Origin of the sequence: Desulforhopalus sp. IMCC35007, assembly GCF_005116575.1 — a bacterium.
GTDB lineage: Bacteria > Desulfobacterota > Desulfobulbia > Desulfobulbales > Desulfocapsaceae > Desulforhopalus_A.
The window spans coordinates 1-15,136 of the sequence record NZ_SWCN01000004.1 but is presented as its reverse complement, the minus strand read 5'-3'; the positions used below and the strand labels follow the sequence as shown (position 1 = coordinate 15,136).

Genomic DNA, 15,136 nt, shown 5'->3' with positions numbered 1-15,136 from the left:
AAAATCCTAGAAGGATATATTATGAAAAACGATGTGCTGGTTTTTAATCAATATCCGTTTTCTGTCGGTGATAAAATCCGTATTGAGGATGGACGACGTAAAGGTGACTGGGAGGTTGTGGCCATCGGAGAGCATAAAATTACACTACGATGTCCAATATCTCATAAGGAATTCTCCTGGACAAAATTTTGTTACCTTTCCAGTCGTGAGGCGAACGCCGAGTGGCCCCAGAGCGATTAACGGATTTGTATGTGTCTTGTTTTCATCTCCTATAAGATACATCCGTCCCATCGTTTTGTCATCGCTGGGAACCGGGATGAGTTTTTCAGGCGGCCGACTGCCCAGTTAAATTTTATTGATTCTGACAAGAAAATCCTTGGGGGCCAGGACCTTCAGCAGGGTGGTATGTGGCTTGGGGTCACGCGAACAGATCGAAATGGGCGAGATAGTAGAAATTTTAGATTTGGAGTAATCACCAATTACAGAGCCGGGGCGACAAACAACGTGGGGCAACCGTCGAGGGGGGATATTGTTCTTGAATACCTCCAAAGCGGCGCTTCAGCAATCGATGCCGTTGAAGATCTTGCTACACGCTCAGCGCGCTACGCAGGGTTTAATGTGTTTTTTGGGGATGAGACCCAGCTTGTCTTTTTCTCCAATGCCGAGAATCGGGTGCATGTCCTGGAACCTGGTTTTTATGGCTTGAGCAACCACCTTCTGGATAGCCCATGGCCCAAAGTGTTGAGAGGTAAAGAGCTGCTGTACACTTCTATGTGCGGCCCGGAAAAAATAAACGTAGGAAAAATCATTCAACTCCTGCAGGACAGGCAGGTTCCAGCAGATGCAGCTTTGCCGGATACCGGGGTAGGGCTTGATTGGGAAAGGTTTTTAGCCCCAGTTTTTATAGACGGCACAGACTATGGAACGAGATCTTCAGCGGTGGTTCAAATAGGCTATGACGGCCAGATCTGCTTTGCTGAAAAAACATACCTTCGTCAAGGAGAACACAAGTTACCTTTGTATAAGCAGATGCACCTTTAGCCCTGTTTGGCGTAGCTCCTGCTATTATCAATTATGAAGTGCTGAAAGGAAATATATTCCAGTAAGGGCGGTTCCTCAGAGATTGTCTGCAGAGCCGTCATAAATATTGCCGCATTCTATGGCCAGTCCCGAATTTTCAATTATTCCAGAAGATCCTATAGTACAAATCCCAATGTAAGAATATTATTGATCGTCGTTTGAAAAATTTAAGTAAAGGAGCAGATGTAACAATGAGTGAAGCTAAAAAAGCAAGTCTTACGATACTGTTACCGGCAGGTCGTCTGCCACTTGATATTATGGCCAAGACCCATGAGATGGCTAAGAAATATGCGTTTAATATTTATCTCTCAAACGCTCAGAATCTAAAGATTCTTGATATTCCAGAAGTCGTCTTAGAAGAGGTTAAAGACGAGTTATCCTCACTCGGGGCAAACTTTAAAGGACCTGGTAAGTTTCCTTTGCCAAAGGTCTGTGCTGGTAAAAAATATTGCAATCTTGGGGTGATAGACACAGAGGCCTTGAGTACCAAAATCCTTGACACATTTTCAGGCAGGGCTCATACCAAGGCAAAATTCAAAATTGGCATATCTGGTTGTACACTGTGCTGTTCCGGTGCAAAAACCACAGATATTGGCATCATTGGAACCCAGGACGGTTTTGAATTATATGCTGGAGGTAAAGGAGGATCTTTTCCAAAAGTTGGACGACGTATCGGCCAAAAACTGGGTGAGGATGAGTTGTTGACTATGGTGGCAACTCTGGTGGAATTCCATGATAAAAAAACCGAAAAGAAACAGAGGATTATTAAATTATTAACAGATCCCGAGTTCCCATATCCCGAACTGTAGGCACTCTTTCAGTGTTTTTGTATAAAGGATAACAGCACAACTGTAGAACAGCACAGAAAATGCCCATGATGTTTATGGGTATTTTCTGTGTGGCGCCGAATGTGTCAGCGGCTGCTTTGTGAGGGAGGTGTGAGTTGTGGAGCCATTTTTTCACAACCCTTGAGTGCTGCAATCAGAGGCCGTGGGTCAAAAAACGTCGTTAGCATATCACTGTTTTTTTCAAGAACCGGCTACGACTTTCCCGCAATTTTATGGGCTGCGTCTATGTAGCCATATTCCAGTTTTACATAAACACCAGCAGCGCGGATCAGCGCCTGCAGGGTGAGCTTTGTTTCTCCTTTGGCGTGGTACCAGGCATGCTCAAGGACCTCATGAACCTCAAAGAATAATCCTTGGTTCCAAAGGACTACTGCCTGTTGTATTGGGTGCTGATCCATCTCTATGAGCTGTAGAGCTTTTTCATACCTGGCGCTGCGATCTTTTAAATAGTCGCGGTAGCAGGGCGCGAGCTTGCGGCTGGCAAAGTCTTTTTGCAGTTTGTCCAGCATCTTCCCGTTTCCTGTCTCAACGGCCTCTGCAAGGGCCGAGGAGAGGCCATTTCTCATATCTCTACTGAAACGATCCTCAAATGGATGGAATTTTTGGCTATTCATGATAGAGTTACGCCCCAATGGTTTGACTTTTTCTGGTAGTTGTATGTGAGTGTTTTTTCACCATGTAATAGAGTACTGGAACGGCCATCCTGCTGATGAGAAGTGAAGCGATTTCTCCAAACATGAGTGAAATTGCAAGCCCTTGAAAAATTGGATCTGCTAAAATTACAGAAGCTCCAATTATGACAGCAAGAGCCGTCAGCAGCATTGGACGAAAACGGATTGCCCCTGCATCAACCACCGCTTGATCAAGGGGGTGTCCCTCTTTGAGGCGGAGTTCGATAAAATCCACGAGGATAATGGAATTCCTCACCACAATACCTGCTCCTGCCATAAAACCTATCATGGAAGTTGCAGTAAAAAAAGCGCCGAACCCCCAGTGTGCCGGTAGGATTCCTATGAGAGAGAAAGGAATGGCAGCCATGACCACCAGGGGGGTGATATAATTTTTAAACCAACCCACCATGAGCATGTAAATAAGTATCATGACCACACAAAAGGCCAGCCCAAGGTCTCTGAAAACCTCGAGGGTAATATGCCACTCCCCGTCCCATTTCATGGAGGGCTCATTTTCACTAAATGGCTGGTTGAGGTTGTAGAGCTCAATGTGTTCTGAAGTGCCGCCAAAATCTTTGCCGTTCAGGTGGATAAATTTTTCGTTCATGTCTAAAATCGCATAAACAGGGCTTTCTACGGTGTCTGCCACGTCACCGGTGACGTAGATGACAGGTTTGAGATTCTTACGATAAATTGGTTGCTCTACAGTTTGATCCGAGACAATCACCAGTTCCCTTAAAGGGATAAGGGGAGTGCCTGGCTGATTTGTGCAACGAAGGGAGATGTTGAGTATGGACTCCACCCGGGCCCTCTGCTCAATAGGGAGTTCAAGGACCATGTTTACAGCCTCTTTTTCGTTTGGCTGGTGGTAGAGATCAAAGGAATAACCACTCACTGCAATTTCAATGGCCTGGGTGATCTGCCGCTCTGAAATCCCGTTGAGGGCTGCCTTTTCTTTATCGATGGTGATCACTTTGCGCAGTCTGTCTGTTTCCCTGAACCAGTCGATATCAACAACGCCTTCTGTAGAGGCGAGAATATTTTTTACTTCAGTTGCAAGTTTTACTCTGTCCTTGTCGGTGGGGCCGTAAATCTCTGCAACAAGGGTCTGGAGGACAGGAGGGCCGGGGGGAACTTCCGCCACCGCAACAGCTGCCCCGTAGTTCTTGGCAATTTTTGCAAGAGCCGGACGAACCCGGGTTGCAATATCATGGCTTTGCAGAGTTCTCTCTGTCTTTGGGAGCAGGTTAACCTGTATGTCGGCCACAGTGGGACCACTGCGCATGAAATAGTGACGAACCAGCCCGTTAAAATTGTAGGGTGAAGCGGTGCCAACATACACTTGATAATCGGTTACAGTGGGTTCATTTTTAATGACTCTGCTCATTTCAAGGGCAACCTGAGCGGTCTGCTCCAGGGTGGAGCCTTCGGGCATATCAAGTATGACCTGAAATTCACTCTTGTTGTCAAAGGGGAGCATCTTTACCTTGACCTGGCCGAAGTAGACCATGGAACAGGTGCCCAAGAGCAGGAAGATGATAACGATAAAAAAGGCAAATCTCCAGCCGGCATGGGCCAGAAGTGGGTCCATGATTCTATGATAGATTCTTGTAAACCAGTCATCGGGGGCAGCTTCTTGGTCATGGCCACTCCCGGCCTTTTGTTTCAGAATATGGGTGGCGGCCCATGGCGTCACAGTGAAGGCGATGATCAGAGAAAAGAGCATTGCAGCGGATGAGCCGATTGGTATTGGCCGCATATATGGACCCATGAGCCCGCCAACAAATGCCATGGGCAAGATTGCTGCGATAACGGCCCAGGTGGCAAGAATAGTGGGGTTACCTACTTCGGCCACGGCTTCGATGGCAACTTCCATGCGAGGGCGGTGTGCATTACCGGGGAGTTTGAGGTGTCGAACTATATTTTCGACAACAACGATGGCATCGTCAACCAGGATTCCTATGGAAAAAATCAGGGCGAACAGGGTAATACGGTTCAGCGTATAACCATAGAGAAAAAACACCAACAGCGTCAGAGCAAGGGTTGAGGGAATGGCGAGCATAACAACGATCGATTCTCTCCAGCCTAAGAAAAAGAGGATGAGCAGAGCAACACCGAAAACGGCAATCCCCATGTGCAGAAGGAGTTCATTTGATTTTTCAGCTGCAGTCTCCCCATAGTTTCTGGTGACAGAAACCTGCATATCAGGGGGAATAAGAGTTCCTTTGAGCAGCTCCACTTTGGCAAGAACATCTTCAACAACGGAAACGGCGTTTGCCCCTGGTCGTTTGGCGATGGATATGGTTACTGCTGCCTCTGCTTCCGGGCCATTGTTTGTGCCGTGCAAAACATAGGAAGAGGGCTCTTCCGGTCCGTCGGTAATGGTGGCCACATCCTGAAGATAGACAGGCTTGCCGCCGTAGACCCCGACCACAATACGACCGACTTCCGCAACAGAACTCAGAAATGTACCGGTCTGTAATTGAACGAGCTGGTTGTTGGCGTGGAGGTTGCCGGAATATGTCTGAGCGTTGACGGCCTGAATTTTTGGTGCAAGCTCGTTGACGGTGAGGTTTCTCGCAGCAAGGGCAAGGGGGTCAAAGTGTATGGTGAGTTCTCTTTTGGTGCCGCCTATAATCTTTGTTTCCGCAACTTTATTGATATTTTTCAGTGCATCATCAATCTGGGCCGCCATCCTTCTAAGAGTATAATGATCATAGTTTTCCCCATGGAGAGTTAGGGCCATAATAGGCACATCGTCTATGGTGTGGGGTTTGATCAGGGGAGGATGGACTGTGTGAGGAATACGATCAAAATTTGTCGCAAGCTTTTGATTGAGGCGAACGATGGAGGTTTCAAGATTTTCACCCACATAAAAACGGACGACAAGAAGGGTCTGGCCGGACATGGAGGTAGAATAGATATACTCGACACCTGGCAGTTCGTAGAGCAGTTTCTCCATGGGGATGGTGATGCTTTGTTCGACCTCTTTTGGGGTTGCACCGGGCATACTGACCATTACATCGATCATTGGCACCTTAATTTGAGGTTCTTCTTCCCGTGGAAGCAAGGTTATGGCAAGAAAACCCAGGAGCAGAGAGGCAATGATGCCAAGAGGCGTGAGCTTTGAGGAAATAAAGGCTCTGGCCAGCTTTCCTGCAAAACCGTTTGTATTTATAGACGAAGAGTTCATGGCGTTGTCGTTAAAATTATAGAGAATGAGTGTCGTTACAGGTAAACAGGTCCGCTACTGGATCTGTAATGGCTGGCCACTTTGTAGAGTAGTGTTACCCGAGATTATCACGGATTCTCCTTCTGTAAGTCCACTGAGGATTTCTATATACTCAGCACCGTCTGTCCCGCTTATCCTAACGCCGGTACGAACCAGGCGAAGCTGGGCCGTATTGTCTTTGGCGACAAAAACCCGTTGCATCTGTCCATAGGGAACAACAGCAGATTTCGGGATTGTAAGGGTTGTTGTCTCTTCCTGGGCCAGGGTGACGCGGGCAAATTGTCCCGAGCGTAATGGAGCTACGTAACCTATTTTGATTTTAATAGGAGTAGTTCTGGAGGAGGGGTCAGCTGTTGGAGAGACTTCAGAGACGATTCCGGAAACCTTGGTATTGGAGGCAGGTATCGTTGCATGCAGGGTATCGCCGAGACTGATTTTACTGATCATTGCTTCAGGGATATCCGTCAAGATCTGCAGGTTGTTTTCCCCTTCAATGAGAAGAAGAGGTTTACCGGGGGTGGCCAGATCTCCTGCATTTGCGGGCTTTTGGGTGATAATACCATCAAATGGTGCTGCAATAGAGGTATAGTTGAGCATTGTTTGTGCCTCAAGATAGGCTGCCTGGGAGATGCGAACCGCATCTTTTAAGGATTTCACCATTTCAGGGGTGGCAGCATTTTTCTTCAGCAGTTTTTCTTCCCGGTCAAGGTTGCGCTTGGCCTGCTCAAGTTGGGCGCCTGCCTGCTGCAGTTGGGCAGAGATTTCGCCTGCACTCAGTTGAACCAGCAGATCCCCTTTTTTTACCCGTGAGCCGAGGTCTACGGGAATAGAGAGGATGTTCCCGCTAATCTTTGATGAAATTTCTGCCCGTTCCACAGCCTGGACGGTACCGACCAGTTCAATCTGATTGGGGGCGATTTGTCTGGTTACAGTTGCTATACTCACCGTGGCAGCAGGTAGGGGAGGCAGATTGTCAGCCCCTTCATTGTGAGAAGCTTCCTCCTTGCAACCGCCTAACATAACTGAGATGAAGAAAATAAGAGCAGGAATAATTGTTTTTGTAAGAGTCATTGACCCATCTCCTTACGGATAAAAATTATATGGAAAACTGATCGAGTCCGGTGACCCTGCGCAGGTTGGCGATAGATACCTGGTAAATTGCCTCGGCGTTAAAATATCTGGCCTGGGCATCAGAGCGCCTGGTCTCATAATCGATGAGATCAGAGGAGAGGATGACACCTTCTTTGAAGCGGACGCGGGCAATTCTTGCTGCCTCTTCGGCGACACCTACCATCTTTTCTGTTACGGTCAGGCGCTCTCTGGCCTGCTGGTAATTGAGTTTTGCCTGTTCCACCTCAAGGCTGAGTGCAAGCGCAGTCTTTTGTATCTGCGACTCAAGCTCCATTAATCTGGTTTTGGCAAGGGCGACCTGTGCATTGGCGTTATTACCGTCATAGAGATTGTAGTTGAGACGGATGCCGGCCATCCATGAATCTCCACTGCCATCCGTTTCCCAGCCGTTGTCAAACTGATAGCTGGCAAAAGTGTCAACCTTTGGACGCTTATAGCCTCGGGCTTTTTCCAGTTCTGCCAGGGCGGCATCCTTCATGCGGCTGAGAGTGACGAGTTCACTGCGGTTATGATAATCTATGGCGCCAGGGGGTATCTGTTCCTTTCTGTTGGTTTCGCTCAGAACCAGGTTGCCTTCTTTTTCACCGAGAAGATTGAGCAGACTTCTTTTTGTAAGTTCCAGACTATGCTTTGAAAGGATCAGGTCCTCACTGGCTGTGGCCTGCTGCAGTTCAAGATTGAGCAGATCCTGTTTGAGGAGGTCCCCGGCTTCATAGCGAGCTTGGCCAACCGATAGGGCTGCAGTAAATGATTCCAGGGCTTGCTGGCGCACGCTGACCATCTTTTCGGCCTGGATTGCCGCGTGAAAGGTTTTTACAACTTCAAAGCCAAGCTGTTGCTGGACCTGTACGAGGTTACTCTTCATGGCATCGATGCTAGCCATGGCCGAGGCCTTGCTTGCCTTATCCTGGCCGCCATTATAGATCCTGTAATTGACAGCGGCCTTGAGTTGCAGGTTATCGGTTCGCCCCGGGTCATTGAAGTCGATGGTGTCGTCGAATTCACCCTGATTCAGAATATTTCCAAAAGAATACATCGGATTATTCGTCTGAGCGTATTCCGTACTGAGATTGACCAACGGGTAGTCTGTAGACTCGACCATGGCGGCAGAAGCTTTGGCCTGGGCGATCCGCTGCTCTGCAATGGCACTATCCGGATTCCCCTTTAAAGCAATGGCAACCGCTTCCTGAATTGTGAGAGGTTCAGGAAGGATTGTGTTTTCCTGTGCCTTCATTGGGCTGGCGGCCATCAGGAAACCGAGAACAATGACAGTTTGAATGGTTTTCATTTTTCCCTTGCGTGTGAATTGATGAAAAGTATTACAGTAAATGATTAAATAGATAATGTATATGTACTACTTTCTTGAGTTTTGTCAAAGAAAAGCGAAAGTTTGAGTGAAGAAGGTCTGATTGGAGCAAGCCCTTCAATTTGGTGGTTTTGTGTATATGCAATTGTTTAATTTTTATCGTTTTTTGCTTATTGCGTCAAGAAAAATCACTCCAGAATTGTCAGGGAAAAGGTCGGTGTCAGGAATTTTTTATTGAGGTAGAGCTCGTGGTATTGGTCAAAAAAAACTGACGGTCTGATGCCGCAACGGCCAACGAGAAAAAGTGGGGAAGTAAGGACAAGTGTTTTTAAAGAAATGGAATTTATCCCAAGTTGTCTTTAGAGTTTTTGTAATTACCATAAAACAGGTTGATTAAAATTATTTTTACCAGGGAGGTAACCGATGTCTGGAAAGACGTTGTACGATAAATTATGGGATAGCCATATTGTTGAGCAAAGAGATGATGGGACTGCACTGATTTATATAGACCGTCATCTGCTTCATGAAGTCACTTCGCCGCAGGCCTTTGAAGGTCTCAACCTTGCCGGTCGAAAGCCTTGGCGAACTGCGGCAAATCTTGCGACTCCGGATCATAATGTGCCAACAATAAAAGATGAACGTGTAGCCGGTATTAAAGGAATCATGGATCCTCTGTCCCGTCTGCAGGTCGAGATTCTTGATGTCAATTGCAGGGAACAGGGCATTGTGCAGTTTGGCATGGAAGATAAACGTCAGGGTATTGTCCACGTGGTCGGGCCTGAGCAGGGGCTTACTCAGCCGGGCATGACCATTGTTTGCGGGGATTCGCACACCTCCACCCATGGGGCTTTGGGTGCACTGGCTCAGGGGATAGGAACATCTGAAGTGGAGCATGTTCTCTCCACACAGTGCCTGGTGCAGAAAAAAATGAAAAATATGTTGATCAGGGTTGACGGTCAGCTTGGGGCTGGTGTCACTGCCAAGGATATCGTTCTACACGCAATCGGCGTGATTGGAACGGCAGGTGGAACGGGATATACTATTGAATTTGGTGGTGAGGCAGTAGCTGCTCTCTCGATTGAAGGACGCATGACGTTGTGTAATATGGCCATTGAAGCGGGTGCCAGGGCAGGGCTTGTTGCAGTGGATGCTAAAACCATAGAGTATGTGAAGGGTCGCCCTTTAGCTCCAAAAGGTGCAATGTGGGAAAAAGCTGTAAAATACTGGCAGACCCTCGTTTCAGATAAGGATGCCCATTTCGATGAGCTGGTCGTCATTAATTCGGCAGACATAGAGCCCCAGGTAACCTGGGGCACGTCTCCTGAAATGGTAACAGGTGTTTGTGGCAGGGTGCCTACAATGGATATGATGGATTCGGCTTCAAAGCGGGATTCCCTCAGACGGGCGCTGAGCTATATGGGGCTGAATGAAGGCCAGTCGATTCAGGATATACAGCTTGACCGCGTTTTTATAGGCTCCTGTACCAATTCAAGAATTGAGGATCTGCGTGCGGCCGCGAAGGTTGTAAAAGGTAAGAAAGTTGCCTCTTCCATTAAGCAGGCGCTGGTGGTGCCTGGTTCTGGCCTTGTCCAGCAGCAGGCCGAACAAGAGGGGTTGGATAAAATATTTCTTGCAGCGGGCTTTGAATGGCGGGAGCCCGGCTGCTCCATGTGTCTTGCCATGAATGCGGATAAGCTGGGGGAGGGCGAACATTGCGCTTCGACCTCCAATCGCAATTTTGAAGGTCGTCAGGGATTTGGCGGCAGGACGCATCTTGTGAGTCCTGTAATGGCTGCAGCCTCGGCTATTGCAGGTCATTTTGTTGATATTCGCGCCTGGAACTAGGAGATAATCATGCAAGCATTTACGCAACATAGTGGCATTGTAGTACCCTTAGACCGGGCGAATGTTGATACCGACCTGATCATACCCAAACAGTTTTTAAAGGCTGTGAAGAAAACCGGCTTTGGTCCAAATCTTTTTGACCAGTTAAGATATCTCGATGAAGGGCAGCCCGGTACGGATCACAGTACCAGGCCCATTAATCCTGATTTTGTCTTGAATCAGGAAAAATACAAGGCTGCGACCATTCTTCTGGCGAGGGAAAATTTTGGTTGTGGTTCAAGTAGAGAGCACGCACCCTGGGCCTTGCTTGATTTTGGCTTCAGAGCCATTCTTGCCCCCAGTTTTGCCGATATTTTTTACAACAACTGTTTTAAGAATGGAATTCTGCCACTTGTCTTGCCAGCAGAGGAGATCGATATGCTGTTTCAGGGTGTCGAGTCGGGAGAGATTGCGGAGCTTACTGTGGACCTTGACTCTCAGGTGGTTGTGGTTCCAACAGGAAAACGGCTGCATTTTGACATTGATCCTTTTCGAAAAACCTGTCTGCTCAAAGGGTTGGATGATATCGGTCTGACCCTGGAAAAAAAGGACCTCATAAAAAAATATGAGGAAACTCAGAAGCTGGTATGTCCCTGGTTGTTTGAGGATCAGCTTGCCTAGTTGGGCGCTGCACTTTGAAAATTCTTTTTTATCCCTTTGGTCCGGAGTGCTACCGGGAGGTTGTATTTCTGTCAGAACTGAACGTATCGGAAACCTATTGTCGATCTAGTTGTCGGCGGTGAGTTTTTTGAGCTGGAGGTCCAGGGCTTTTACGTCCACAGGTTTTGACAGGTAGCTGTCCATTCCCGCAGCAAGACACTTTTCCTGATCCCCCGCCATGGCGTATGCGGTAAGGGCAATAATCGGAATGTGTCTTGCTGCTGAGAATTCCTTAGAAAATTTTATTTTTCTGGCTGTTTCAATACCATCCAGAACCGGCATCTGGACGTCCATGAGTATGATATCGTAGCGATGAGTTTCAAGCAGTTTCAGTGCCTGTGCGCCATTGGCAGCAAGGGTGGTCTTATGGCCCAGTTTTGTCAGGATAGCCTGGAGGATTTGCTGGTTAATCTGTTCATCCTCTACCACAAGGGTGGAGAGTCGCCGGTTGGGACTTGTAAGTGCAGGTGGTTGGAAGAGTTCACTGGGACTTTCATGCAAGGGCTTTATGGTATCTACGACTATGGTAAAGGTCACTGTGGTGCCCTTCGTCTTGTTGCGGCTCAGGTAGATAGTGCCTCCCATTTGATTGACCAGTTGCCTGACGATGTTAAGGCCCAGGCCGGTTCCTCTGAATTTTTTCTGCTCGCTTGAATGAAGCTGGGTGAAGAGTTCAAAGAGTTTTTCTTCACTCCCTATGGGAATTCCAATGCCGGTGTCAGTAACTTTTCCCTCAAGGACAATTTTTCCTTTTTCGAGATCCTTTACCTTGTTAATTGTAAGCAGTATCTGGCCTTCTTCGGTGAATTTGACGGCGTTGCCAACAAGGTTAAAAAGTATCTGTCGAATCCGTGTCTGATCGGCCTTGAGGGTGTCAGGGATGTTATCTGCGATCTCGTAATTCAGACAGACGTATGCGGGATTGACCGAGGTTTCAAAAGAGTTAACCAGGGTCCGAACCATTTGCCGAAGTTGGAACACTTCGGGGGTGATGCGCAGTTTACCGGCCTCGATCTTGGAATAGTCAAGGATGTCATTAATGATGGTGAGCAGGTTTGTACCCGCAGAGGTTGCCGCCTCAACATACTTAAATTGTTCAGAATCAAGGTTGGTCAAAGTGAGGAGCTGGAGCATTCCGAGAACACCATTCATCGGTGTTCTCACCTCGTGACTCATATTGGCAAGAAAGGTTGATTTTGCCTGACTTGCCAGAAAAGCATCTTCTTTTGCCGCTTCAAGCTCTAAAATCATCTTCTTTCGGGTAGTTATATCTCTGGTGACGACAATCATACCGGCAAAGTTTCCGTCGTTCTGCCTTTGTGGCAGGGGGGAGGCTATGGATTCGATCCAGATGATTTTGTTCTCATGGGTTTCGATGCAGGATTCCCAGTGGACAGAACTACTTTCGGAGGTGAAGGGCACCGACGGGGTTTGAGTCATAAAGGGAGAGGTTGCAAGAATCTTCTCTTTGATGAGTGGAATAGTTTGCTCCTGTGTGACCCCCGTGAGTTGAAAAAATGAAGGGCTCACATATTGTGGAGCTAATTTGCTGTCTGTTGTCCAGATAACGTCATGGACATTGTCAGCCAACAGACGATACAGGCTCTCACTTTGACGGATTGCTTTTTCGCTCAGTCGTCTTTTGGTGATATCGCGAGCGATACCCATATAAAAACTTTTACCGTTTACGGTCAGTTGCTGCGCATTGACTTCAATTGGCGAAATGAAACCGTTTTTGTGTAAACAGTCTGTTTCAAAGGTGGCATAGCCCTTTCTTGCAAGGCGCAGAGCGAGGGCTTTGTTGCTTGCCATGGCTTTTCTTGGACTGAGATCAAAGGGGCTCATTTTCAAGAGTTCTTCTCTTGTATAGCCCAATCGCTTGCATGCCACGTTGTTGACATCGGAAAAGCAGCCAAAGTTATCATTTTTGCGGTCAAGTGAGACAACAAAAATCGCGTCATTTGCTGAATTGAATAATTTCCTGTATTTATTTCTTTCCTGCTCGAATTCTTGGCCAATTGATTGTTGTTGCAGGTAGGCCTGCTGCGTTTCTTCGAGGGTTTTCTGTTGCTTGCTGAGAGTTGCTTCAAGCCGTGAAATTTGCAAGAGAGCTTCATCAAGCCTACGCTGCAATATTTCGTTTTCCTGGTTTGACATCGATTTTAGGGCGGCGCTGTTTTAAGCTCAGGTTGAGCAAACAAAAGAGGTATACAGTGAAAGTTTTTATACTACCAATGATGTTACTGATTTTGGCTGTCCGAGTCAAATCGATTTGTGAAACTGGTACTTTTGGTAAAAATATTTATGGAGGGCGCACAATCCTTACCGATATTTAAAAATATTCAGGTGCTTGTCGGTAAAGATAAAACCCTGTAACACAAGATAATATGAGCAGGAGAGTTCCAGTTGTGACGAGGGCTGCTGCCAATGAAAATTTCCCGGCGATGAGGCCGATGAGGGGGCCAAGAGTTGCAAAGCCAACTCTGTAAATAAGGCTTCTGATTGAAAGTACTGTAGCGCGGGTTGCCGCATCACAGTTTTGATTGATGAGATCTTTGAGTACAGGTGTTGCATAGCCACGGATTGCAAAAAATAACCATAGGCATACAAGGGCTGCGGCAATGGGAAAAATTCCGAGCAATATGTAAGTTGCTGGAATGTAAATCATAATACAAAAGAAAAGGGGCTTTGGGCCAAAGAGTTGTTGGGTTGTCACTGCAAAACCCGAAAAAAATGCCACGGTCAGATTAAGAAGGACCCAGAGTGGGGTAATGGTCATTTCCTTAAATCCATGAGAAACAAAATAGATCTGTGCCGTCCAGGCCATGCACAGTGTTGCAATGCCCGTAACCGAGGAAAAAAGAAGGGCCGAACTGAGTTTTGGGTCAGTGAAAAGTGAAGTTTTACAAACCTTTAGTATATGAGAGATGTTGTTGCCAAGACTTGTGCCAATCCTGCTGGTCTTCCGCGTGGGTTCTATCAGCATAAGAGAGGCTGGAATTGCAATTGATGCAACAAGGGCCTGGGCAATATAGACCGATCTGTAACTGAGCAAACCTGCAATCGCTCCACCAAGAATTGCGGCCAAGGTTTCCGCAACATTTCCAAGGGATGTTATCCTTCCCTCAAAACTTAAATATTTGTGTTTGAGATCGGCAGAAGCCAGAGTGTCAAAGAGCATGGCTGAATCAGCGCCTGATATAAAACTGCCACCGATGCCCAGGATGATTTCGGCGACGAGAAAACCATAAAAAGAGTGGGATGTTGAGTAGAGTACAAAACCGAGGGTGCCAAGTATCGAACCAAACACCAGGGTCTTTTTGCGGCCAACCACATCGGCCATGTACCCAGAAGGTATTTCCAAGATAGCAACGCTTATCGAATAGACAGCCTGAAGCAGATAAATATCAAACTCATCCAGACCATTCTCGTTGTAAAACAGAGCCACCACCGGCATAATCAGCATCAGCCACTTGGAGAGCTTGATTATGCAGAGGCAGTAGATGTTTTTGAGGTGTGGCTTGTTCATTGTCTATACTTGCTCAGATAATAGGGCGATGACATCATGGCTGAAGAGTAATAACCGGTGCCCGGGGCAAAGAAATATCCAGAAGATCCAGTATAGTAGGCATCTGGTTGTCAAAGATTTTTTTCCAGAAGCTCCTCGGCCTCTTTTGCCATCACGCTTTTTGCCACCACAGTATGCATCATCGATAAGAACCAACCCTCTAAGAGGTACATGGTCATCATGTTCTTTCATAGTTTGTTGTAATTTATGTTTTATCCGTAAGGCAGCGTTAGCTGAAATGCCAAGAATACGGGCAAGCTTGAGAGAGGAAATTCCGTCTTTAGACTGAGTTATAACCTAAATTCCCGGGCTATTGTAACGATGCCGGTGGCGTGACACCCAATTTAGTATAAAGTTCAATCTGGCGTTTCGTAGTTTCCCCAATCTGAAGCTGCTGTCCCGGCACTTCAAAGCATTCAATAATGTCGAGTTCGTCCAACACCTCCTGCATCGTATAGTTCTTAAACAGATTATTTTCCTGCATTCTCTTCGTGATAGAGGATAAAAAAATCAGGGCAATGAATTGCACAAAGAGCTTACCGTTCAAACTTTGTTCCGAAGAGACGACCGTCCGGCGTAGATTCAGCCGTTCTTTCAGATTGTCAAAGGCCTTTTCCACCAGGTCTTTATTGCGGTAGACCTCCAGCGCCTCAACTGCGTCTTTGATCTCATTGCTCAACAGTGCAAAATATCCGTAATTGCGTTTTGCCTCAGCCATCGCCTCTTCATTGGCAACAACCTTCACTCCTCGGACCG

At 47.1% G+C, this 15,136-nt stretch carries 11 protein-coding genes and 1 pseudogene; 5 read left to right on the top strand and 7 right to left on the bottom strand.

Going from position 1 to position 15,136, the window contains the following annotated elements:
* Positions 1 to 21 precede the first annotated feature (21 nt).
* The 3 genes from FCL48_RS05160 (at position 22) to FCL48_RS05150 (ending at position 1,889) form a co-directional block, all read left to right on the top strand.
* Positions 22 to 240: a hypothetical protein gene (locus tag FCL48_RS05160; RefSeq protein WP_136871191.1), complete on the top strand. Its 219-nt coding sequence runs from the start codon at positions 22 to 24 to the stop codon at positions 238 to 240.
* A 9-nt stretch (positions 241 to 249) separates the two neighbouring features.
* On the top strand, positions 250 to 1,041 hold the full coding sequence (locus FCL48_RS05155; protein ID WP_136871190.1) for an NRDE family protein: 792 nt from the start codon (positions 250 to 252) through the stop codon (positions 1,039 to 1,041).
* Between the two features lie 230 nt (positions 1,042 to 1,271).
* Positions 1,272 to 1,889, top strand: coding sequence for a nitrite reductase (locus tag FCL48_RS05150; RefSeq protein ID WP_136871189.1), 618 nt, complete (start codon positions 1,272 to 1,274; stop codon positions 1,887 to 1,889).
* Positions 1,890 to 2,119: 230 nt separating this feature from the next.
* On the opposite strand, the gene FCL48_RS05145 is transcribed toward FCL48_RS05150, so the two are convergent.
* Genes FCL48_RS05145 through FCL48_RS05130 form a run of 4 tightly spaced genes read right to left on the bottom strand, consistent with a single transcriptional unit; the run spans position 2,120 to position 8,250 of the window.
* A complete protein-coding gene (locus FCL48_RS05145; protein WP_136871188.1) occupies positions 2,120 to 2,542 on the bottom strand; it encodes a DUF309 domain-containing protein in 423 nt (140 codons plus the stop codon).
* A 7-nt stretch (positions 2,543 to 2,549) separates the two neighbouring features.
* Positions 2,550 to 5,792: an efflux RND transporter permease subunit gene (locus tag FCL48_RS05140; protein ID WP_136871187.1), complete on the bottom strand. Its 3,243-nt coding sequence runs from the start codon at positions 5,790 to 5,792 to the stop codon at positions 2,550 to 2,552.
* 54 nt (positions 5,793 to 5,846) lie between these two features.
* Positions 5,847 to 6,902, bottom strand: coding sequence for an efflux RND transporter periplasmic adaptor subunit (locus FCL48_RS05135; protein ID WP_136871186.1), 1,056 nt, complete (start codon positions 6,900 to 6,902; stop codon positions 5,847 to 5,849).
* Between the two features lie 25 nt (positions 6,903 to 6,927).
* The gene (locus FCL48_RS05130; protein ID WP_136871185.1) at positions 6,928 to 8,250 is read right to left on the bottom strand and encodes a TolC family protein; all 1,323 of its coding nucleotides are present in this window, start codon (positions 8,248 to 8,250) and stop codon (positions 6,928 to 6,930) included.
* A 441-nt stretch (positions 8,251 to 8,691) separates the two neighbouring features.
* Between FCL48_RS05130 and leuC the strand changes: the two genes are divergently transcribed.
* Both leuC and leuD read left to right on the top strand, forming a co-directional pair.
* Positions 8,692 to 10,113 carry a 3-isopropylmalate dehydratase large subunit gene (gene leuC, locus FCL48_RS05125; RefSeq protein ID WP_136871184.1) on the top strand — a complete coding sequence of 474 codons (1,422 nt, stop codon included), beginning with the start codon at positions 8,692 to 8,694 and terminating at the stop codon, positions 10,111 to 10,113.
* 9 nt (positions 10,114 to 10,122) lie between these two features.
* Positions 10,123 to 10,773, top strand: coding sequence for a 3-isopropylmalate dehydratase small subunit (gene leuD, locus FCL48_RS05120; RefSeq protein ID WP_136871183.1), 651 nt, complete (start codon positions 10,123 to 10,125; stop codon positions 10,771 to 10,773).
* Between the two features lie 105 nt (positions 10,774 to 10,878).
* Here leuD and FCL48_RS05115 read toward each other — a convergent pair whose 3' ends face one another.
* The 3 genes and pseudogenes from FCL48_RS05115 to FCL48_RS05105 form a co-directional block, all read right to left on the bottom strand.
* Positions 10,879 to 12,945 (bottom strand): PAS domain-containing hybrid sensor histidine kinase/response regulator, encoded by a 2,067-nt coding sequence (locus FCL48_RS05115; protein WP_169309092.1) that lies wholly within the window; start codon positions 12,943 to 12,945, stop codon positions 10,879 to 10,881.
* A 199-nt stretch (positions 12,946 to 13,144) separates the two neighbouring features.
* On the bottom strand, positions 13,145 to 14,341 hold the full coding sequence (locus tag FCL48_RS05110; RefSeq protein WP_136871181.1) for an MFS transporter: 1,197 nt from the start codon (positions 14,339 to 14,341) through the stop codon (positions 13,145 to 13,147).
* Between the two features lie 349 nt (positions 14,342 to 14,690).
* A pseudogene (locus FCL48_RS05105) lies at positions 14,691 to 15,136 on the bottom strand (transposase); the annotation flags it as partial.